The organism is Lacisediminihabitans sp. FW035, assembly GCF_054880895.1.
Genome location: NZ_CM142187.1, coordinates 1,952,339 through 1,973,717, shown reverse-complemented (window position 1 = coordinate 1,973,717; position 21,379 = coordinate 1,952,339). Strand labels below are relative to the sequence as shown.

The window sequence follows — 21,379 nt, the reverse complement described above, 5'->3', positions numbered from 1 at the left end:
ACATCGGCGCACTCCGTGAGACGGAGCACGCCGAGACACTGAGCGCGCCCCGGCGCATGTCCTAGAGGATGTATTCGCCGATCAGCTTGTTGAAGGTGGTGATGTCGAACTTGCCCTTGAACTCGAACTTGGCTTGGCCGAGCCCGGCGAACCACAGCACCATCTCGGTGTCGAATGCGAGGAGGCTGGCGGTCTGGGCGCTCCAGGCCTGGATCTTGCTGTAGGGCAGCGAGGTGAAGTCCTTCTTCTTGCCCGTGATGCCCTCGACGTTGATCGCGATGACCCGCTTGTTGGTGAAGACGATCGTGTCGCGGATCGAGCGGAAGGCGGCGAAGATCGTCTCGTCGGCGATCAGGATGGGCTCGACGAGGGCGAAACCCTCGGCCGAGTCGATGTGCCCGAGTTTCACGAAAGTGGCAGCGTCGAAGTCGATCATGGGTCCCCCTGGATGTTCACGGCAGATGCGTGGTGAGTGGCGCCCGGATCGAGCGCACCTGACGCTACCAGCGGGGTCGGAGCGCAATCGTCCCCCAGTTCTGGGCGCGTGCCGGAGCAGCGGCCGCCGGGCCGAGGGCGTGATCCGACGAGATTCGAGGCGAGCCTGCGGCGCACCGGAGGTCACGATTCGGGCACGGGCGGCGACAGGGTAGACCGACGCGTACAGTGCGAATGACAATGGAATGTAGAGCCCGGGAGGGGAGGTGGCCATGGCTCGCAAGCCCCGTGTGACCGCCCCGATCCCGACGGCGATGAGCCAATCCTCGGTCTCGGACTACGGGCGTCGCGGCACCGTCTTCGGCTCGCTGGTGGGACTGTTGTTCTTCAGTGTGCTCGCGGGCGTGCTGGTGGCATCCCTCGCGGTGCCGTCGATCCTCGTGACCAGTCGCGGAGCATCCGCCACGATCGGTTTCTTCGACAATCTGCCGGACTATCTCACCATCGACGCGCAGACGCAACGCAACATGATCTATGCCCAGCGCGACGGAGTGGCCGTGCCGATCGCCACCATCTACGACCAGGATCGCCAGAGCGTGGCCTGGGACGGCGTCTCGAAGTTCATCACCGAGGCCACCGTCGCCGGCGAAGACCGCCGATTCTGGGAGCACGGTGGCATCGACCTCAAGGCGATCGCCCGGGCTGCGGCCGGCAACTTAGCGCACAAGTCGATCACCAGTGGCAGTTCGACCATCGCGATGCAGCTGGTGAAGAACATCCTGATCCAGCGCGCACTGCGCATAGACGACTCGGCGAAGAAGAAGGCGGCCTATGCCGCCGCGATCGACGACACGCTCAACCGCAAACTGCGCGAGATGAAGTTCGCGATCGGCCTCGAGAAGCGCTACACGAAGAAGGACATCCTGCTCGGCTACCTGAACATCGCCGGGTTCGGGGGCAACACCTACGGCATCGAGTCCGCGGCCCAGAAATACTTCAGCGTGAGCGCCAAAGACGTCACGCTCCCCCAGGCCGCCAGCCTCATCGCCATGGTGCAGCAGCCCAATGCCCGCAACCTCAGTGACCCCGCGCTCTACCCGGCCAATAAGGAGCGTCGCGACCTGATCCTGTTCGACATGCGCGATCTCGGCTACATCGACGATGCGGCCTACCAGGCGGCGGTTGCCACCCCGATCGAGCCGAAGCTGCGCACTCCCAACAACGGATGCCTCTACGCCGCCGACGCGAAGTTCGCCTGCGACTTCGCCCTCCGCCTTGTCCCCACACTCACCGCGCTCGGTGACTCCGACGCGGCCCGGGCCGCGGCGTGGGCTCACGGCGGATACAGCATCTACACCAGCATCGACCTGGGCCAGCAGGACGTGGCGCAGGCCAATCTCATCGCCAGCGCACCGCCGACGGAGACCCGATTCGCGCTCGGCGCCGCCGCGGTCGCGATGCAGCCCGGCACCGGCCGTGTCGTGGTCATGGCGCAGAACAAGGGTTTCGACAACTCGAAGGATGGCGGCGGTCCTACAACCACCGCCGTCGACTACATGACCGATAAGGCCTACGGGGGATCATCAGGATTCCAGACCGGGTCGACGTACAAGATCTTCACGCTCACGGAATGGCTGAAGAAGGGTCACACGCTCAGTGAGGTCGTCGACGGCACGTCGCGGGCATTCAACCTGAGCACCTTCAACTCGCGGTGTATCAATTCGGACGGCCAGGCGCCGTTCGTCTTCCATAACGACTCCCCCGGCGAAGGCGGGCGGATGACGGTGGCGACCGCCACGAAGAACTCTGTCAACGTCGCCTTCATCACCATGGCGCAGAAGCTGGACGTCTGCGACATCCGGGACACGGCAAAGTCCTACGGGGTGCATCGGGCCGACGGGGCGGAGCTCGGTGCACAGCCCGCGGCGATCATCGGTACCAATGAGATCGCACCGATGACCATGGCGGCGGCCATCGCCACCGTCGGCGCGAACGGTCTGTATTGCGCGCCGACCATCATCGACAAGGTGGTGGGACCCGACGGCAAGGAGGGTCCCGGACAGCCCCGCTCCTGCACCCAGGCCGTCGCACCCAACGTCGCAGCGACCGTTGCCTACGCCCTGAGTGCGGTGATGACTTCCGGAACCGGAACTCCCGGACGTCCCCGCGACGGCGTGCCGATCGTCGGCAAGACCGGCACAACCAATGACGCGGCGCAGAACTGGCTGGTCGCCACGACCACCAGGATGTCCCTCGCGGTGTGGGTGGGAAATACGGACGGCGGTCAACGCTCGCTGCGCAAGATCACGCTCGCCGGCACCAACGGCTACAACACGAAGTTCAACATCTTCCGCAACACGATGACATCCCTCAGCGCGAACCCCGAATACCGGGGCGGCGCTTTCCCCGCCCCGGACCCGGCGCTGGTGAGTGGGCGGGGAGCGACCCGCGCAAAATAAGCCCGGTTCGCGACCGCCCGGCCGGTAGACAGACCGGGTGTTGACCATCGTGCGCGGTGGGTCTACGTTCCGTAACTAGAACGTTCTCAAAGGAGAGACCCCCGTGTTCCGACGCCAGTTCATCGTGCCTGCAACCGCCGCTGTATTCGCCCTCGCGGCGCTCTCATTCGGGTCCGCCCCGGCTCTCGCGGCGACGCGCGCCCCGGTGAGCGGTGAAGCGGTCGGCTCCCCCGGGCTCACGAGTCACCAGGGGCAATCCCGTAAGGACTGTGTCGGCACCTCGCGCACGACGGAGTCCAAGATCTGGTTCACGGTGGCGAACGGCATCCTCTCGGATGTCTATGCGCCCACCCTCGACGCCACCAACGTCGAGACCATGCAGTACCTCGTCACCGACGGCTCGTCATTCACCGACCTTCAGAGCCGCGACATGACGTATACGGCGGCGGCGGATGCCACGGGCACCGTCTGCACGATCACTTCCACGGCGAAAAGCGGGGCCTACCGGCTCGTCAACACCTACCTCACCGACCCTGCTCGCAACAGCGTGGTAGTGCGAACGAAGTTCCAGCCCCTCACGAAGGCGGCCCGCGCGTACTCCCTCTACGTCCGACTCGACGCGAACGCAGGCGGCAACGGCGGTGGAGGAGCAGCCAACGGGGGCGCTGACACCGCTCTCATCGACACCAGCACCGGTCGTCCCGTGCCGGTATCGTTCGACACGAAGACGACCAGCCAGGCCAATCGCACCGCCTATGCGGTGCCCTCCTACCTCGCGCTAGTCGGCGATCGTCCGTTCAGCGGCGTGAGCAGCGGTTTCGTCGGAACGGCGAGTGACGGGCTGACCCAGCTCGACTCGTCTCACACCCTTGACCCCGTGTCGGCGACCGCAACGGGCGGCAATGTCGAGCAGACTGTCGGCGTCCAGCGCGACCATGACGGGGAGGCGACGCTCGCTCTCGGATTCGGCACGACACAGGCCGCCGCGGTCGCGACAGCGAAGGCGACGGCGTCATCCTCGCCGGCCCGCCTCACGGCGACCTATCTCGCCGGCTGGGCCCGCTACGACGCGGGTCTCAAATTCCCGGTGCTCACTACGCCGGGTCTCACCGGCTCGCAGCGGATCGCCGCGATCAAGAACTACTACCAGTCGGCGAACGTCGTGAAGGCATCCGAAGACAAGACCTTTCCCGGTGCGATCGTCGCGGGACTGGATGCCCCGTGGGGGCAGTCCATCGTGGCGAACGACCCGAACAACCTCTTCGTCGGCGGCTACAAGGAGGTGTTCGCCCGCGATCTCTATGAGGCGTGGACCGCCCTCTATACGGACGGCGACGTCGCCACCGCGCAAGCGACTGTGCGCTATCTCCTGCTGAAGAGCCAGCAGGCCAACGGCTCGCAGCCGCGCAATTCCCTTCTCGACGGCACGAAGGCCGCCGACGCCTTCAACGATCAGCTGGACGAGACGGCCTACCCGATCCTGATGGCTCTGCAGTCCGGTCTCGCGGGGGACGACGCACTCTGGCCGCATGTGCGCTCGGCGGCGAATTTCCTCGTGAGCCACGGCCCCAGCTTCGGTGTCGAACGCTGGGAAGAGCAGACCGGTTACTCCCCCTCCACCATCGCTGCCGAGATCGCGGGCCTCATCGCGGCGGCGACCATCGCCGATCAGCACCATGACTCCGCAAGCGCCAGGGTGTGGCGCGCCACCGCGGACCAGTACCAGCGCATGATCACGGCCTGGGGAGTCACGACGAACGGTCCGCTCTCTACTTCCCCCTACTTCATCAGACTCTCCAAGACCGGCGACCCGAATGCCGCCATCAGCTACATCGTGGGCAATGGGGGCCCGACGCTCGACCAGCGCGCGGTCGTGGATGCAGGCTTCCTCGAGTACGTGCGCCTCGGCATCCTGCCCGCTACTGATCCCGTGATTCTCAATTCGCTCGCGGTGACGGATGCCGCGATTCAGCGCCCCACCGACAGTGGTGCCGCCTGGCTGCGCTACAACGGCGACGGCTATGGCGACTGCTTCGTGGGCGCCGGCACGAATTGCACGGTCACCGGGGCTCCTTGGACAAACAACTTCTCCGGCACCGGCCACCCGTGGCCCGTGCTGGGAGCCGAGCGGGCTCAGCAGTATCTCGCCCAGGGGCAAAAGTCCGACGCATCCTCGGTGCTGGTGTCGATCAACCGGATGAACTCCGGTCCGGGCCTCGTGCCCGAGCAGGTCTGGGACCGGGCGGATGTGCCCGCCTCGCCGTTCGGTACCGACCCGGCGACGGCGTCGATCGGCTTTGTCAACGGCAAGGCGGACGGATCGGCTTCACCGCTCACCTGGGGCTCGGCCTCACAGGTGCGGCTCACGGCCGACCTCGCGGCGGGGCGCAGCCTCGAACAGCCCTCCGAAGTGCGCGACCGCTACGTGTCCCACAGCCAGCGGTCGACTCCCCTCAGCGTGACGGCCCCGACGGACGGATCGGCCACCGGGGCGACGACGACGGTCAGCGGAACCGCCGCCCCCGGGGCATCCATCGACATCGCGGATGTCGCCACCGACGCCAACAGTGTCACCACACTGACACACACCACCGCGGCCGCCGACGGCTCATTCAGCGTCGATGTGACCTCCGCGTCCGGCACGAACGTCTTCGTGATCACGAGCACCGCAAGCAACGGCGGCACCGCCCAGGTGGTGCGGTCCGTGGTGAACGATGTCGTGAATGGCACGCTGCTCTACAGCGTCGACGATCCGACCGGCGACGACAGCGGTCCGGGCAACTACGCCTACCCGAAGGCCGGGGACTTCCACGCCGGCGCCTTCGACCTCGATCGATTCCAGGTCTACGACACCGGATCGACGGTCACCTTCCGGGTACAGACCGCCGACCTCACCCTCACCTTCGGCTCGACGAACGGTGCCCAGCTCGTGGATGTGTACGTGTCGCAGCCCGGCGCGGTCTCGACCTCCACGGCATCGTCCTATCCCGGGATGAACTATTCGACGGTCGCTCCCTGGAGCCGCCTGATCGAGGCGCAGGGTTTCGGCAACAACCGGTTCGTGGATGCCTCAGGCGCCTCGCTCGGTGCGGTGACGGTCGGTGCGAACGCGGTCAGCCGGTACATCACCTTCAGCGTGGACAAGACAGCGCTGGGCGGAACGCCGGCCGCGGGGTGGGGCTTCACCGTGGCCCTCACAGGCCAGGATGGCACGCACGGGGTGGATCAGACCCGCGCCTTCAGCGCGACTGCCGGTGACTACAGTTTCGGAGTCTGCGCCGTGGCATCACCTGCCGCCTTCTGCTCGGCCGACCCGAACACCGTGCCGAAGGTGATGGACACGATCGTGCCGTCGGGAGTCTCGCAGGCGAACGAGCTCGACTACACCGCGGGGCCGGTGAAGTTGGCGGCGGTGGTGATTCCGTAGGGCAGGCGCGGGATGCACGTTCGCTAGACGGCAGTGAACTCGAAGCTGGAGTATCCCGGCCTCGCGTTCCGTGCGCCAGGGCGCGCCCTGGTGAGCGGCGCACTGAATGACATTTGCGACGCAAGAAAGGGCCCGGAACCCTGTTCCGAGCCCTTCGATGTGCCGTCGCGGTCCTGGCGGAGCGAACGACTAAGCGGCGTCGACCTCGAGCCCCTCGTCGCTGGTGGCCGCGGACTCAGGCAGGTTCGCGGGGACGACCTCGATCTTGCGAGCCTTGGACTTCTCGGTCACCGGAATCGTGACGGTGAGCACGCCATTGTCGTATTTCGCCGCGATGCGCTCGGTGTCGATGTTCCTGCCGAGAGTGAGGCGGCGCTGGAACGATCCGGACTGGCGCTCGCGAGAGAGCCACATGACCGTGTCGGTGGAGGCGGCGGCACGTTCGGCCCGGATGCTGAGCACCTGGCCGTCGACGTCGATGTCCACAGTCGCCGGGTCGATGCCCGGGAGGTCGGCGTTCATGACGTAGTTGTCGCCGTCGCGGAAGAGGTCCATCGGCATGCTTCGAGTGCTGCGGGAGGTGGGGTAAAGCGTTGTCATCATCAAACTCCAAGTGCGTTTCTAAACTTGAGTCGGTCTGACTCAACTACAACAAAATTAGCACTCGACCGCGGAGAGTGCCAGCGAATCGGGAGGTCGGTGTTCCGCCCTCAGCGATCACTCCGTGAGCTGAGAAACCGATGATGGCAAACTGACGACTATCGATTCCTATCACCCTGCCTCAGCCTTCGGCAGCGCATTCCCCGCCCTCTTCGCGCAGACGACGGCAGTGGTCATCCCTCTTCCGGTGTTCATCGTGATCGTGGCGGTCGCGGGGACCCTCAGCCTGCCGCGCGCCACCTGGCAGTACTTCGGCCTCTTCGCCACACTTGTCCACGAACTCGGGCACGCGGTGGCCGCGATCCTCACCGGCCGGGCGGTCCACGGCATCCGTATCCGCCGCAATCACTCCGGCGACGCGCTGAGCAGCGGGCGCGGAGTGCTCGGCACCATGGTGAGCGGCGTCTTCGGATATCCGGCACCCGCCATCGTCGGCGCCGCTCAGCTCTGGAGTGTGTTCAACGGATACACGGCTCTTGCCCTGTTCGTTGGCGGGGTCGTGCTTGTGCTCACGCTGCTGGTGATCCGCAACGCCTTCGGCGCGATCGTCGTGATCGTCTCGGCCGCCACCAGTGCGCTGCTCTGGTTCTTCGCCACTCCTGCGTTTCAGGGCTACGCCCTTCTGGTGATCGGGATCGCCCTGCTCGTGGGTGCGGTGCGAGCGCTCGGTACGGTCATCGGCGTGCATGTGTGGCGCCGCGACCAGCTCGCCACCTCCGATGCCTACCTGCTTTATCGTCGAACGGGCATTCCGTCACCGGTCTGGCTCCTGCTCTTCACTACCCTTATCGGCGCGAGCTGCGTCTTCGCGGTTTGGTCCTACCTTGGCTCAGCGGCGCCGTCGTGATCACCGCGAAGGTCGGCAATCACAGGCCGGCCTTGCCCCGGCACCGACCTCGCCGAGCCCGCCTGTTAGGGTTGCCGCGTGAGCGTACGAGTCGAAAAAGTGGATCTGCCGGGCATCGGCACACGCCATGACGTGATCACCAAGAAGGGCCGCCGCATCGGTGTGGTGTCCCATCGATCGGGTGAGCGTGAGCTGGCCCTGTTCGGTGTCGACGATCCTGACGAAGCAGTGGATTCCGTCGCCCTCACCGACGACGAGGCGGCTGCTCTCGCCGATGTGCTCGGGGCGTCCCTCATGCTCGGCCAGCTCGCCGGCATCCGTGAGCAGGCGGCGGGGCTCTTCACCGAGCAGCTGCTCATCTCTGCCGGCTCGCCCTACGCCGGCGAGGTCCTCGGCGCCACCAGGGCGCGCACCCGAACGCACACGTCGATCGTCGCGATCGTGCGGGGAGCGGATGTCATCCCCTCGCCCACTCCGGATACTCCCCTTGAAGCCGGCGACACCATCGTCGCTGTGGGTACCCGTCCGGGGCTCGACGCCCTCTCCCGCGTTCTCACCGACGGCTGATATCCCCTCCGCCCATGCATGACGCCGCCCTGCTCCTCATCGAAGTCGGGGCCGTACTGCTCGGTCTCAGCCTGCTCTCACGGCTGGCGGATCGCATGGGCATCTCCGCCATCCCGTTCTACCTGCTCGCCGGTCTCGCTTTCGGCGTCGGCGGGTTCGTGCCCCTCGATGCCGGCAACGAGTTCTTCACCTTCGGGAGCGAGCTCGGCGTGATTCTGTTGCTGGTGATGCTCGGATTGGAATATTCACCGACCGAGCTCATCACCAGCCTCAAGCGGTCTCGGAGAGCGGGCATCCTGGATGCCCTCCTCAACGCGCTTCCCGGGGCGCTCTGCGCCCTCGTGCTCGGCTGGGGTCCGGTGGCCGCCGTCGCGTTGGCGGGAATCACCTGGGTGTCGTCGTCCGGGGTGATCGCCAAGGTGTTGCGCGACCTACGCCGATTGGGCAACAGGGAGACACCGACGATCCTGTCGATCCTGGTGATCGAAGACCTCGCGATGGCGTTCTATCTTCCTGTGCTCTCGGCGCTGGTGATCGGCGCGGGCGTTCTCGCGGGAGCAACAGCGCTGGTCGTGGCTGTGCTTGTGGTGGCGGTGATCCTGTACCTCGCGCTGCGGCACGGACGCGTCATTTCGCGGCTGTTCGCCGCGAACCACTCCGAATCGCTCCTTCTCGGAGTGCTCGGACTCACCATGTTGGTGGCCGGCATCGCCCAAGAGGTGAATGTCTCGGCCGCGGTCGGTGCCTTCCTGGTTGGGATCGCACTCTCCGGGCGAGTGGCACACAACGCCCAGCAGCTCCTCTCTCCGCTGCGCGACCTGTTCGCCGCCGTATTCTTCGTGTTCTTCGGCCTCTCCACCGAGCCGGCCAGTATCCCGCCGGTGTTGCTGCCGGCCGCGATCCTCGCCGTGATCACGATCGCGACGAAGACCTTCACCGGCTACCGCGCGGCGGCGGCGGCGGGCATCGGAGTACCCGGCCGGTGGCGCACCGGGTTCGCCCTGACCCCGCGCGGCGAGTTCTCGATCGTCATCGCCGGGCTCGCGGCCGGGTCAGGAATCGAGCCGAGGCTCGCACCGCTTGCGACCGCCTACGTGCTGCTGACCGTGATCGCCGGGCCTATCCTGGCCCGGATGACCGACGCCGCCTGGTTCCGCCGCCGGATCAGCACCCGGCAGGAGAAAGTACGCGCCGCCGGAGTTGCATCGGAGCTGGGCTGACCGCGCGGATCAGGCTTACAGAGCGGTCAGGCTTCCAACGGCGCGAACCGTCGCACGCTCGTGCCCTCCACTTCGACCTCGCCGAGGAACATCTCGAGGGGTCGCACCCAGAGCCCGAACTGACCGTAGAGGGCGCGGTAGACGACGAGCGACTCCTCTGTCTCCGAATGGGTCGCCTCACCGATGACCTCGTACAGAAAGCCCTTGTAGTGGCGGTAGGTTCCGGCGGGGACCGAGGAGGTCTCCGGGGTAGAGCCATCATGAGTGTCGACCATCCGAGAAGGGTAGCGTTTGCGCACACGCGGCGGCGTGTCGACCGTAGGCTGGACACGTGACGGACATCCCCCTCCTCGGTCCCGTCACCGCACCAGAGCTTCAGGTGATGAGTTTCAACATCCGCCGGAGGATGCCGCGCCTCCTCCCCGGCAATCCGGACCGCTGGGTCAAACGGCGCGGGCTCATCGCCCGATTGCTCGAGTGTGAACTGCCCACGATTATCGGCGTTCAGGAGGCCCTACCGGACCAGGCCGCATTCCTGCGCCAGGCGCTCGGTAGTCGCTATCGCTCCGTCGGCTACGGGCGCAACGCCGACCGAGGCGGCGAAGGATGCCCGCTGTTCTACGACGGGCGACGCCTCAGGATGCTGCAGTGGAAGCAGACCGCCCTCTCGGACACTCCGGCTGCCAGCGGTTCGACCACCTGGGGCAACAAGGTCCCGCGAGTGCTCGTCGAGGCCACGTTTCGCGACCGCGAGACGGGAATCGAATTCCGGGCCCTGAACACCCACTTCGACCACCGGTCCCGCAACGCCCGCATCCATTCTGCAACCGTGGTGCGCGCGATCGTCGCGGCCAGCCCACTACCGGCGCTCGTCACCGGCGACTTCAACACGAGCGTCGGCTCGCTTCCCCACCGGGCCATCACCACCGGCGGCACCCTTGTGGATACCTGGGATGTCGCGTCGGAGCGCGTCTCGGAGGCGTGGGGCACCTTCCCCGATTATCGGCCCCCTCGCCTCGACCACAAGCGCATCGACTGGATCCTTGCGACAGCAGGGATCTCGGTTTCCCGTGCGGGCATCAATGTCACGCGGTTCGACGGCGCCTGGCCGTCGGACCACGCCCCCGTCCAGGCGATCATCACCCTGCCCGGGTAACCCCGCGCTTCCTCGCCGATGGATCCACAACCGGAAGTGAGGTGCCTGATGTTCGACGTGACCCTCCTCCTCATAAATCGTGAGCAGCGTTAGATCGGAGGGCCGTCCCTCCCCGGGACCCTCTCCATTCCTTCTTCCGGTAGACAGATGACCCGTCGGTGTTTTTCTCTGCTATTCCCGAGTGATGCCGCGTTTGGGGGTGCGCGCCAGGTGAGACGAACTGGAAGAGTCCTCACATGGATATCTTTCAAGTTTTGGGAACTTGCGCGCTCATCCTGTGGGTCGCATTGCCATGCATTGCACTCTTGCTTCTCTACTCCGTAGTACGGACCGCAGTAGCGCGAGGCCTTCGCGACCATCAACTGTGGATGGAGAAGAATCGTCCACTGCTTGGTCAGGCACCCGCTCATCGTTTGTCCCTCGCGGAGTAGGGGGCGTTACCCGGCGGGCAAACTGACCCGCCGCCCAATTAGCCTGCCCGAAGAGGACAGGCGAAGGGGTGCACGAACCCCTGTTCGCCCGAATTGGACTGGGCTACGGACGAACGATACGACATTGAATAGCGGCTCTTCCCTACCGGTGCGCGCTACCGTGTACCCATGAGTGAGCGCCGTGCCACCGCGGTGGTACCGGTGCTCATAGTCATCCTGCTGGCCCTGCTATTCGCGGTAGTGCTGATCCCGCAGCTCACGGGCACCGACCTCGGGTCGCCGACCGCGCCCGAGGCATCACGGGCACCGAATTCCTGGCCCGCGGTCGCACCGATTCCCACCGAGCAGGGCCGGGTGACCCACCTCGTGGACGGCGACACGCTCGACGTCTCCCTAGGCGGGGTGCGAACGCGCATCCGGCTCCTCAACGTCGACACGCCGGAGACCGTAAAAGAGAACACGCCCGTGCAGTGCATGGGGCCCGAGGCATCCGCTCGACTGAAGCAGTTGGTGCCAGTGGGATCGACGGTCGGGCTGGTCTTCGACGTGGAACGGGTGGACCAGTACGGGCGCACGCTGGCGACGGTCGTCACGGCGAGCGGACAGAACGTGAGCGAGGTGCTGGCCCAGGAGGGACTGGGGCGGGCGGTGCGGCATGGCCAGAATGTGGAGGGATATGCGACAGTGCAGGCGGCAGTGGAGCGTGCCAGGGAAGCGAGGCTCGGGTTGTGGTCGGGGGCGTGTGGATAGAGCGGCCCCGACCCTCAATGCGCCTCGGCGCTAGGCGACCATCTCCGCGCTCCGTTCCCAGAGGGCACTCGCGAGCTGCGCGTCATCCGCTTGCCGGTTGGTGCGTCCAGGCTTGCGCTTGATGTAGTACTCCCCCGGTGTCCAGACTTTGCCGGGGGCGGTCGTCGCGAGCCAGACCAGGGTGTCGGCACCCTTCTCGTTCGAGATGAGGGTGTGGCGCAGGATGCTGCGGTAGATCACGCGCAACGGGCTGGTCGAGTCGCTGGCGAAATTCGAGGCTACGACTCCGGGATGGAAGGCTGCCGTGCTGATGCCGTCCGGGCCGAAGCGGCGGTCCAGTTCCTTGGTGAAGAGGATGTTGTCGAGCTTGGCGTTGCTGTAGGCCTTGCCCGGGCTGAATCCGCTCGCCAGGTCGAGGTCGTCGATGTGGATGTCTGCGCTGAGATTCGCGACGCTCGACGTGTTGATCACGCGGGCACTGCTGAACACCAGGCGATCCATCAGCAAGGTGGTGAGCAGGAACGGCGCGAGGTGATTCACCTGCAGCGTGAGCTCGTGGCCGTCCTCGGTGAGGGTGCGGTCGCCGAAGATTCCGCCCGCATTGTTGGCGAGCACGTCGATCCGCGGATAGCGTTCGAGCAACTCTGCCGCGAGCCGACGTACCTCGCTGAGCTTCGAGAAGTCGGCCACGAAGCGGTCGGCACTGAGGGCATCCGCGACTCTCGCCGTTTTCTCGGGCGAGCGCCCGACGATGACGACGGTGTGTCCCTGGGAGGAGAGTTCGCGGGCGGCGGCGGCGCCGATGCCGTCGCTGGCGCCGGTAATGATGATGGTTTCGGGCATCCGTCGATTATCGCTGATGCCGTCGACCTACTCCTGCGGGTCTGTAATGTCCCCGGTCGCGGTGGCGGCGCGTACGGTGTGGGTCGTGCCAAGCTGGTCGGCCAACGCCTGGCCCTCCTCGATCGCCTCCTCCTTGCTGGAGTAGCTCTCGCTGCGCTCCGGCTCCCCGATCACCCGGTTCACCCACTGGCCGCCCTTGTCGATGGTCTCTACGTCGCCGTTGGTCATGGCTCTAGCCTGCGCCCGCAGGCGGCGTTTGCGCCACCCCGACTCAGGCGCGGTTCCTGATCGGCAGAGCCGCCCCGGCTCTGGACAATCGCGTGCGTCCGGTCGAGCTCGCTCCGGCGTCGTCGCGAGGCACGATTCGCCCGACGTCGTGTTCACGGATCAGGAGATTCGCGACTCCGGCGGCGTGTCGGCCCTTGGGATGCGGCGTGTCTGCCGAAACTCCTGATCCGCGAACAGGGTCGAGTAGATGGGGGTGCCGGACACGGGTCTCGTCACGTCGCTGGCGCTCTTACTCGACCAGCAGAGGGGTCTCGACACGTGGGAGAATCCGCATCGCCTCGGCGGTGAGCTCCACCGAGCGGAGGCGGTCGTCGATGTCCTGTGACTGGTGCGCGATGATGAGCTCGTCCGCCTGCACCGAGGTCGCGAACTCTTCGAGGAAGTTGCGCACCTCCGACGGCGTGCCGACCGCGGAGTAGCGCATCATGTTGGCGATGTTGCGCCCCTCAGGGGTGGTGAGGAAGACATCGATCTGTTCGTCCGTGTAGTCCAGCGCCGACGGGCCTCGCGCGATGAGGCTGCGCACCCGCGACCGACGAACCGTCTCGAACTGGAGGCGGGCATCGGCCTCGTCCTCCGAAGCGATCACGTTGACGGCCGCGATCGCGTAGGGCTCGGCGAGCTGGCGGGACGCGCGGAATTCGCTGCGATAGAGCGCCATCGCCTCGTGGAGCGCATCCGGAGCGAAGTGAGACGCGAACGCGTACGGGAGCCCGAGGGCGGCGGCCAGCTGGGCGCCGAAGAGGGACGATCCGAGGATGTAGAGCGGAACCTCGGTGCCGCGGCCAGGAACTGCCTGAACGCCAGGCACGGTCGACTCGCCACGCAGGAAAGCCTGCAGTTCGAGCACGTCCTCGGGGAACTGGTCAGACGACCGTGGGTCGCGTCGCATCGCCCGCGCGGTGTTCTGGTCGCTGCCCGGAGCGCGTCCGAGCCCGAGGTCGATGCGTCCGGGATGAAGCTCGGCGAGAGTGCCGAATTGCTCCGCGATCGTGAGCGGCGAGTGGTTGGGCAGCATCACGCCGCCGGAGCCGAGCCGGATGGTCGAGGTGTGATCGGCGACGTGGCCGATCAGCACGCTCGTGGCGGATGACGCGATCGTGGGCATGTTGTGGTGCTCGGCGTACCAGACCCGGGTGTAGCCGTTCGCTTCGGCGGACTGCGCGAGGCGCACGCTGTTGGCGAAGCTCTCGCGCACCGTCTGCCCGGGGGCGATCGGAGCGAGATCGAGGATGGAGATCGGGAGGGTCATGGTGGGCCTAACGCGCGGCCGGCGGAATTCGTTCCCGATTGCTGGTCGAGTTACTCGACCAGCCGGTCGGGTGGCAGCGAATCGTGGGCGAGCAGAGTGGCGCCGGCGACGGCCGCGGGCATGATCACGACCGCGGCGAAGGGGACGAGGAACAGCAGGTAGGTGAGCACGCCGAACCCGAGGGTGCGGGAGCGCCGCACCGCGAGCATCCGCCGCCGCCCTCGAAGGTCTACGCCGCGCGCCTCGAAGGCGAACCCGCTCAGCTCCACGGCGAGGAACCAGCCCCCGACGAATGCGCCGAGCACGGGCACCACGACCTGGCCGACGACCGGGATGAGGCCGCCGGCGAACAGCAGGGCACCCACGAGCACGGTGAGGGCGAACAGGCGGAGTCCGCCGAGCACCGACCGCCACCACGGCATGCCGTCGTCGGGTGGATCCGTGCCGAGCGACCGCTCGGTGGCGCGCCAGATACGCTCATAGAACGGATCGCCCACCGCGAGGGTCACGGCGGCGAAGGTGAACACCGCGAACAGCAGCACTCCCCCGACGAGCGCGACGGACACGAGGATGCGGATGTCGGCGCGCCACGGCTCGGTCCAGCCGCTCGCGAACGGAGTGGCCAAAATCGCGATCGAATCGAGGTTGACCAGAAGAAGCACGATTCCTGTCGCGTACACCGCGCCGACGACGAGCGCGGGGATCGCGCCGAGCAACATGAGGCGGGGAGAAGTGAACCAGAGGCGTAGGCCGCGGCCGAGATATACGGTTCCGGAGAAGAACGATCTCACGAACGAGCCACCCTCACGAGCGAGCACGGGGTACTCGCGGCCGCACCAGTGCGTGGCTGGACACGATCAGCTGTTCGACGAGCTCATCAGGCACCGAGCCGTCGAGAGCGATGGTGATCCAGTGTTTCTTGTTCAGGTGATATCCGGGGATGATCGCAGCGAATTCGCTCCGCAAGGCAATGCTCTCCTCCGGGTCGCACTTGAGCGTGACATCGAGGGCCTCCGAGCCCAGGGCCGAGATGGCGAAGATCTTGTCGTTGCCACTGGCTTTGAAGACCGAGGTCTCTTCGCCGAAGGGGAAGGTCTCGGTTGCCTGCGGAAGGGCGAGGCAGAATTCACGCAGGGAATCCGGGGTCATGGCTTCGACCCTACCCACCCCGACCCCACCCCGTCTGCCCGGGTCCGCGCTGCTCCGTATGCTGGAGATCACCATGCGACTGCTGCTCATCCGTCACGGACAGACCCCCGCCAACGTGCTCGGCCAGCTCGACACGGCCCATCCCGGTCCCGCACTCACCGCTCTCGGCGAGCGTCAGGCGGTCGCGGTCGCCGAGGCACTCCGGAGCCAGCAGATCGACGGGGTCTTCGCGTCGACCTTGGTGCGCACGCAGCTTACGGCCCGTCCGTTCGCCGAGGCGACAGTGATCGACGGCCTCCACGAGATCGAGGCTGGCGATCTCGAGGGACGAAGCGACAAGGCATCCGCCCGCACGTATCTCGAGACCGCCTTCGCCTGGGGATCCGGAGACCTGGATGTCACTATGCCGGGTGCCGGCGACGGCACTGCGTTCTTCCAGCGCTTCGACCACGCAATCGCGGAGGTGTCGCACCTCGACACCGCCGTCGTGTTCAGCCACGGCGCGGCGATCCGAGTCTGGACGGCTGGCCGCGCCACCAACGTGCCCCCGATCTTCGCCGGCACCCATGAACTCGACAACACGGGTGTGGTGGAGCTCGCCGGCTCTCCGGAGGACGGCTGGACGCTGGTGTCCTGGGCCGGTGCCCCGGTCGGTGGCGCTTCCCTTGTCGACGACAAGGCCAACGATCCGACCGGCGAAGTGGTCGGGCGCGTCTGACTCCGTTCGGTGGGGCATGATCGTCGCATGGCATTCGGATGGATCGAACGACAGGTCACACGCCTGCTCAAGCAGTCCGACCACGGCGACACGATCTCGACCGAGGAGACGGATGCCCGCAGCATCCTGAGCATGCTCGAGGGTCTCGGTCTGGCGATGATCGAGACCGGCCAGGCCACCAATGACGTGGAGGACACCCTGCGCACGGTGGCGAAGGTCTACAGCCTCGACGACCTGCGCACTGTGGTGCTGCCCACCTACGTGATGCTGCAGTCCGCCACCGCGGGCGGAGAGGTGCGCATCGAGTCCGCGCGCCCCGGTGGGGGCCGGCTCGACCAGACCGGAGCGGTGGAGACCCTGATCGCGCGAGCGCTGCGGATGGAGGTGAGCCCGGCTGGGGCAATCGCCGAGGTCGCGCGCATCCGCAGCGCGACGCCGCGGTTCGGGCCGCTGGTCTCTCTGCTCGGCCACGTGATCCTCACGGTGGGATTCGGGATGGTGATCAACCCCACCCTGCAGGCCATCTGGGTCTACGCGGTGCTCGGGTTCGGAGTCGGACTGCTCGTGCTTCTCGCGCGCAGGTTCACCGGGCTGGCATCGACGGTGCCGGTGATTGCGGCCTTCGGCGTCACGCTCGTGACGACGTTACTGCTGGTTCACGTGGTCGGCGACGAGCCGCTTCGCATCATCGCTCCCCCGCTCGTCTCGTTCCTGCCTGGGCTCACCCTCACGATCGCGGCGATCGAGCTCACCAACAACCAGGTGATCGCCGGGGCGAGCAGGCTGGTCTTCGGGGTGTCCCAGTTGCTCCTGCTCACCTTCGGGGTGTTCGCGGCGACCACCATTGTCGGCGGGATGCCGGCCGCGGCTCCGCAGCCCCAGCTGGGGCAATGGGCCGGGTTTCTCGGGGTGGCGCTGGTGGCGGTGGGGTTCACTCTCTTCATGTCCGCTCCCAAGGGCGCGCTCGCCTGGATCTTCCTCAGCCTGGCCGTCACCTATGGCGCCCAGGCCCTCGGCGCCGTCGCGCTCGGTGCCGGTCTGAGCGGATTCATCGGAGCGGTGGTGGTGGCCCCGTTCACACGTTTCGCGAGCCATTTCCGCACCTCGCCGCCGGCATCCGTCATGTCGCTCGCGTGCATCTGGTTGCTCGTGCCCGGGGCGCTCGGGTTCATCGGGTTGAGCGGTGTGGCACAAGGAGGCGTCGCGGGCGTCCAGACGCTGGCGACGACCGGCATCTCCATCCTGTCGATCGCCCTCGGCGCCATCGTGGGGATCAGCCTGAGCCGGGATGCCGGACGACTCGCCCGAATGGCCCAGCGCGGGGTATCCCGGCTGTAGGGATCCGGCGGAACAGCACCTGGCTCGACCAGAAGGCACTATCGGCTGCCCCGGGCAGCATCCGCTCACCATGCACCTTCCGGACGTCGGTGACCAACAGGATCTCGCCGTCTCGCCCGCGTTCCTCGACGTGGTCTTCACCGTTCAGCACCGGGCAGAGAGCGTCGTGATCGCCCCCTCGGAACGGTCGCGATCGGACTGGGCTCGGCGGCGACGTCCCGGTTCAGACCTCGGGGAGCGTGAACGACTCGACGGTTCGGGAGCTCAGCAGCGGCACGATCTGCCCGAGCACCAGTCGGTCGAAGTGGGCCGTGGTGCGGTGAGCCTCGAAGGCGGCGGCGGTCTCATACCGCTCGTGCAGCACGAGCCGGCTCGCATCCCCGGTTTTCAGGTAGGCGTCGAACGCGAGGCAGCCCGGTTCTTCGCGGCTCGCGGTCTCCAATTCTGACACCAGGTCGACCACCGCCCGCTCATTCCCCGGGGCGATCGTGTACTGGGCGATGGTGAGGTGCATGGCCACGATTCTATTTCCGTGCCGTCGGGGCGTCGGACGCGCGTGAGAGCATGGACGAATGCCCGACGCTGCCCCGATGGTCGACATCGCCGACATCCAGCGCCTGGTCGGACCCGCGGCATTCCAACGCGGGCTCGCGTATGCGCGGGGCGGCTTCGTCGCGGGAGTGCTCTGGAATCCGGAGACCCGATTCCTGGCCGGAAGCGTGCGCGGCTCGGCGGCAGATCCCTATCGGTGCACCGCTCTCATCTCGGCGGCCACGGGTAAGCCCACGAGCGGAATCTGCACCTGTCCGGTGGGCTTCGACTGCAAGCATGTGGCCGCACTGCTCCTGCACAGCAACACGACAACGCTGAAGCAGTTCGCCGGCCTCTCGCTGCCGCAGCCCACAGCCGAACCACAGGCGAGCTGGAAGAGTGCGGTCATCGCCCTCACGGAGCGGCCCGCGGCATCCGGCACCTACCGGGCGCGCATCGGACTACTGCTCGAACTTCGTGAGCTGATTCCGCGGTCGCGCAGCCAGTGGAATGGCCCGAGCGCGAAGCCGGCGACCGCGACGAGCCGGGGTGCGGTTCGCCTGGGCGCGCGCCCGGTGCTGCTGAGCCCCACCGGAAACTGGACCCGGGGCAACATCACCTGGAACTCGCTCGGCTATCTCGCTAACCGCCTGGATCTCGCCCCCGCACAGCAGCGTTGGTTCTCCCAATTCGCCGCCCTTCACCGTTCTACCCGTGAGGTCTATTCGGGCCAGGAACCGGATTGGCTCTACCTCGACGATTTCCACAGTCCATTGCTCTGGCAGCTGCTGGCGGATGCCGAGACGCGGGACATCGCGCTGGTCACCGGCAAAAAAGAGGAGAGCGTCACCGTCGGTGCCAGCGCCTCGGTGAGCATCGACGCCCGACTGGACATCGACCTGCGGCTCTCGCCGATCCTGCAGATGGATGGCCAGCCGCTTTCGGCATCCGACGCGGGGGCGATCGGCGACCACGGGATCTACGCCTGGCGGTTCGACCCACGACCTGAGTTCGTCCTCGCACCCACATCCGGCACGCTCGTCGAGGAGCAACGCGCTTTGCTCGGCGCTGTCACCCCCGTCGTCGTGCCGGCAGCCGATGTCGACGAATTCCTGCGTGACTTCTACCCGCGCCTGAGTCGTACGATCACCGTGACCAGTGCGGATGCCTCGATCGAGCTGCCAGAGCTCGCTCCCCCGGTGCTCGTGCTCACCGTCACGTTCCAACCGAAACAGACGGTGAAGGTCGCGTGGGATTGGGACTATTCCGGCTCGCGCAAGCCGCTGCTCGGAGTCGACAACTCCGACGCCGTCGACCGTGATTTCGCCACGGAGCACCGGGTGCTGGAGAGGGTGCCTCGTATCCTCCTGCCGCTCGCGGATGACACCCTCCGCGACGTGAACGCCGCCGAGTTCGTCGATCGGGTGCTGCCCTCACTGGACGGGATCGACGGTCTGCGGGTCGATCACGTCGGCACCCGGCCGGACTACCGGGAACTCACAGGCGTCCCCAAACTCACCTTCACCACCGTCGAAACCGACGCGAGCGACTGGTTCGACCTCGGGGTCTACATCCACATCGACGGTCGGGATGTGCCTTTCACGAAGGTCTTCACTGCCCTGTCGAAGGGCAAGTCGAAGCTGCTGCTCGTCGACAATTCCTACCTGTCGCTCGACCAGCCGGTGTTCGAAGAGCTGAAGCGGCTCATCGACGAGGCCTCGACCCTCGCCGAATGGGACACGGGCGTGCGCATCAGCCGATACCAGGCGAGCCTCTGGTCGGAGTTCGAAGATCTGGCCGACGAGACCGTCGAAGCCCAGGCCTGGCGAGATGCCGCTCAGGGGCTCCTCGCCATCGATTCGCTCGAGCCGACGCCGTTGCCGGGCACCGTCGATGCGATCCTCCGGCCGTACCAGAAGGACGGCTTCGACTGGCTCGCCTTCCTCTGGAAGCACCGGCTCGGCGGCATCCTGGCCGACGACATGGGACTCGGCAAGACGCTGCAAGCCCTCGCGCTGGTAGCCCACGCGAGAGGGGCGGGAGCGGATGCCCCGTTCCTGGTCGTCGCGCCCACCTCCGTTGTCTCGAACTGGATCGACGAGGCCGCGCGATTCGTCCCCACCCTGACCGTGCGCGGCGTCTCGACCACGAAGCAGTCGCTGGCAGATCTCGCGGGAGGCGCCGACATCGTGGTTACCTCGTACGCGCTCTTCCGGCTCGGCATCGATAATTATCGGGAGCTCGGATGGTCGGGGCTGGTGCTCGACGAGGCCCAGTTCGTTAAGAATCCGGCGTCCAAGGCCCACGAGGCCGCAGTGGGTCTCGACGTGCCGTTCACGCTCGCCATCACGGGAACCCCGATGGAGAACAGCCTCACCGACCTGTGGTCGCTGTTCCAGATCGTCGCGCCCGGCCTGTTCCCCTCCGGCCGCAAGTTCACCGAGGAGTACGTGCGACCGATCACCTCCGGGGAGTCGGCGGAGCATGCTGCGGCGCTGGTCGCGAAGCTGCGTCGCCGCATCCGTCCGCTGATGATGCGGCGCACCAAGGAACTCGTCGCCTCCGAGTTACCGGCCAAACAGGAGCAGGTGTTGCGGGTCGACCTCGCTCCCCGGCACCGAACGCTCTATGACACCGTGCTCCAGAAGGAGCGTCAGAAACTTCTCGGTCTCATCGAGGATCTCGATCGCAACAGGTTCATCGTGTTCCGCTCCCTCACGCTGTTGAGGATGCTGAGTCTCGATGCGTCACTGGTCGACGAGGCGTATGCCGGCATCCCGTCGTCGAAGCTCGACGCACTGTTCGAGCAGCTGGACGACGTGATCGCCGAGGGCCACCGTGCGCTCATCTTCAGCCAGTTCACGTCTTTCCTCCGCAAGGCGGCGGGCCGGCTGGATGCCGCGGGCATCGCCTATGAATATCTCGACGGATCGACGCTGCACCGGCCCGAGGTGATCGCCCGGTTCAAGTCCGGGCACGCCCCGGTCTTCCTGATCAGCCTCAAGGCCGGCGGTTTCGGTCTCAATCTCACCGAGGCCGACTACGTCTTCCTGCTCGATCCCTGGTGGAATCCGGCGACCGAAACGCAGGCCGTGGACCGCACCCATCGCATCGGCCAGACCCGGCCGGTGAACGTCTATCGCCTCGTCGCGACGGGCACGATCGAGGAGAAGGTGATGGCACTGCGGGACCGAAAGGCGAAGCTCTTCGACGCGGTCATGGACGACGACGCGGTCTTCAGCACCGCGCTCACCGCCGAAGACATCCGCGGCCTGCTCGAGTAGTCCTCCCCCGGGGTGGGTGCGGTC

The 21,379-nt window shown here is 66.6% G+C and carries 19 protein-coding genes; 10 read left to right on the top strand and 9 right to left on the bottom strand.

Translation table 11 applies throughout. The annotated features are described in order from the left end of the window. Window positions 1-61: 61 nt before the first annotated feature. Complete coding sequence (locus tag ACVXZ4_RS09470; RefSeq protein WP_461794610.1) at window positions 62-436, bottom strand: PH domain-containing protein; 375 nt, start codon at window positions 434-436, stop codon at window positions 62-64. Between the two features lie 271 nt (window positions 437-707). Between ACVXZ4_RS09470 and ACVXZ4_RS09465 the strand changes: the two genes are divergently transcribed. Together ACVXZ4_RS09465 and ACVXZ4_RS09460 are read left to right on the top strand one after the other, a co-directional pair. After that, entirely contained in the window at window positions 708-2,894 is a 2,187-nt protein-coding gene (locus tag ACVXZ4_RS09465) for a transglycosylase domain-containing protein (RefSeq protein WP_461794609.1), read from the top strand. Between the two features lie 103 nt (window positions 2,895-2,997). Beyond that, window positions 2,998-6,321, top strand: a complete 3,324-nt coding sequence (locus ACVXZ4_RS09460) for a glucodextranase DOMON-like domain-containing protein (RefSeq protein WP_461794608.1) — start codon at window positions 2,998-3,000, stop codon at window positions 6,319-6,321. Window positions 6,322-6,510: 189 nt separating this feature from the next. Here the strand turns inward: ACVXZ4_RS09460 and ACVXZ4_RS09455 are convergent, their stop codons facing one another. Further along, window positions 6,511-6,921, bottom strand: a complete 411-nt coding sequence (locus tag ACVXZ4_RS09455) for an Hsp20/alpha crystallin family protein (protein ID WP_461794607.1) — start codon at window positions 6,919-6,921, stop codon at window positions 6,511-6,513. A gap of 229 nt (window positions 6,922-7,150) precedes the next feature. Between ACVXZ4_RS09455 and ACVXZ4_RS09450 the strand changes: the two genes are divergently transcribed. From ACVXZ4_RS09450 to ACVXZ4_RS09440, 3 genes are all read left to right on the top strand, one after another. Then, window positions 7,151-7,828, top strand: a complete 678-nt coding sequence (locus ACVXZ4_RS09450; RefSeq protein ID WP_461794606.1) for a M50 family metallopeptidase — start codon at window positions 7,151-7,153, stop codon at window positions 7,826-7,828. 78 nt (window positions 7,829-7,906) lie between these two features. After that, window positions 7,907-8,395 (top strand): cation:proton antiporter regulatory subunit, encoded by a 489-nt coding sequence (locus ACVXZ4_RS09445; RefSeq protein WP_461794605.1) that lies wholly within the window; start codon window positions 7,907-7,909, stop codon window positions 8,393-8,395. A gap of 14 nt (window positions 8,396-8,409) precedes the next feature. Continuing rightward, window positions 8,410-9,615, top strand: a complete 1,206-nt coding sequence (locus ACVXZ4_RS09440; RefSeq protein WP_461794604.1) for a cation:proton antiporter — start codon at window positions 8,410-8,412, stop codon at window positions 9,613-9,615. A 26-nt stretch (window positions 9,616-9,641) separates the two neighbouring features. On the opposite strand, the gene ACVXZ4_RS09435 is transcribed toward ACVXZ4_RS09440, so the two are convergent. Beyond that, entirely contained in the window at window positions 9,642-9,890 is a 249-nt protein-coding gene (locus ACVXZ4_RS09435) for a DUF1653 domain-containing protein (RefSeq protein WP_461794603.1), read from the bottom strand. 56 nt (window positions 9,891-9,946) lie between these two features. On the opposite strand from ACVXZ4_RS09435, the gene ACVXZ4_RS09430 reads away from it, so the two are divergent. Together ACVXZ4_RS09430 and ACVXZ4_RS09425 are read left to right on the top strand one after the other, a co-directional pair. Further along, a complete protein-coding gene (locus ACVXZ4_RS09430) occupies window positions 9,947-10,771 on the top strand; it encodes an endonuclease/exonuclease/phosphatase family protein (protein WP_461794602.1) in 825 nt (274 codons plus the stop codon). A 599-nt stretch (window positions 10,772-11,370) separates the two neighbouring features. Next, window positions 11,371-11,952 carry a thermonuclease family protein gene (locus ACVXZ4_RS09425; RefSeq protein WP_461794601.1) on the top strand — a complete coding sequence of 194 codons (582 nt, stop codon included), beginning with the start codon at window positions 11,371-11,373 and terminating at the stop codon, window positions 11,950-11,952. 30 nt (window positions 11,953-11,982) lie between these two features. Here ACVXZ4_RS09425 and ACVXZ4_RS09420 read toward each other — a convergent pair whose 3' ends face one another. From ACVXZ4_RS09420 to ACVXZ4_RS09400, 5 genes are all read right to left on the bottom strand, one after another. Beyond that, window positions 11,983-12,795 carry an SDR family NAD(P)-dependent oxidoreductase gene (locus ACVXZ4_RS09420; protein ID WP_461794600.1) on the bottom strand — a complete coding sequence of 271 codons (813 nt, stop codon included), beginning with the start codon at window positions 12,793-12,795 and terminating at the stop codon, window positions 11,983-11,985. Between the two features lie 27 nt (window positions 12,796-12,822). After that, window positions 12,823-13,023 (bottom strand): DUF2188 domain-containing protein, encoded by a 201-nt coding sequence (locus ACVXZ4_RS09415; RefSeq protein ID WP_461794599.1) that lies wholly within the window; start codon window positions 13,021-13,023, stop codon window positions 12,823-12,825. A 289-nt stretch (window positions 13,024-13,312) separates the two neighbouring features. Then, window positions 13,313-14,335, bottom strand: coding sequence for an LLM class flavin-dependent oxidoreductase (locus ACVXZ4_RS09410; protein WP_461794598.1), 1,023 nt, complete (start codon window positions 14,333-14,335; stop codon window positions 13,313-13,315). A 50-nt stretch (window positions 14,336-14,385) separates the two neighbouring features. Then, the gene (locus tag ACVXZ4_RS09405) at window positions 14,386-15,126 is read right to left on the bottom strand and encodes an EI24 domain-containing protein (RefSeq protein WP_461794597.1); all 741 of its coding nucleotides are present in this window, start codon (window positions 15,124-15,126) and stop codon (window positions 14,386-14,388) included. 13 nt (window positions 15,127-15,139) lie between these two features. Then, on the bottom strand, window positions 15,140-15,484 hold the full coding sequence (locus tag ACVXZ4_RS09400; protein WP_461794596.1) for an MmcQ/YjbR family DNA-binding protein: 345 nt from the start codon (window positions 15,482-15,484) through the stop codon (window positions 15,140-15,142). Between ACVXZ4_RS09400 and ACVXZ4_RS09395 the strand changes: the two genes are divergently transcribed. After that, window positions 15,483-16,202, top strand: a complete 720-nt coding sequence (locus tag ACVXZ4_RS09395; RefSeq protein ID WP_461794595.1) for a histidine phosphatase family protein — start codon at window positions 15,483-15,485, stop codon at window positions 16,200-16,202. The genes ACVXZ4_RS09400 and ACVXZ4_RS09395 overlap by 2 nt on opposite strands. A 27-nt stretch (window positions 16,203-16,229) precedes the next feature. Further along, window positions 16,230-17,540, top strand: a complete 1,311-nt coding sequence (locus tag ACVXZ4_RS09390) for a threonine/serine exporter family protein (protein ID WP_461794594.1) — start codon at window positions 16,230-16,232, stop codon at window positions 17,538-17,540. Between the two features lie 223 nt (window positions 17,541-17,763). On the opposite strand, the gene ACVXZ4_RS09385 is transcribed toward ACVXZ4_RS09390, so the two are convergent. Further along, the gene (locus ACVXZ4_RS09385) at window positions 17,764-18,054 is read right to left on the bottom strand and encodes a putative quinol monooxygenase (protein ID WP_461794593.1); all 291 of its coding nucleotides are present in this window, start codon (window positions 18,052-18,054) and stop codon (window positions 17,764-17,766) included. A 58-nt stretch (window positions 18,055-18,112) separates the two neighbouring features. On the opposite strand from ACVXZ4_RS09385, the gene ACVXZ4_RS09380 reads away from it, so the two are divergent. Further along, a complete protein-coding gene (locus ACVXZ4_RS09380) occupies window positions 18,113-21,355 on the top strand; it encodes a DEAD/DEAH box helicase (RefSeq protein WP_461794592.1) in 3,243 nt (1,080 codons plus the stop codon). The last annotated feature ends 24 nt before the right edge of the window (window positions 21,356-21,379 follow it).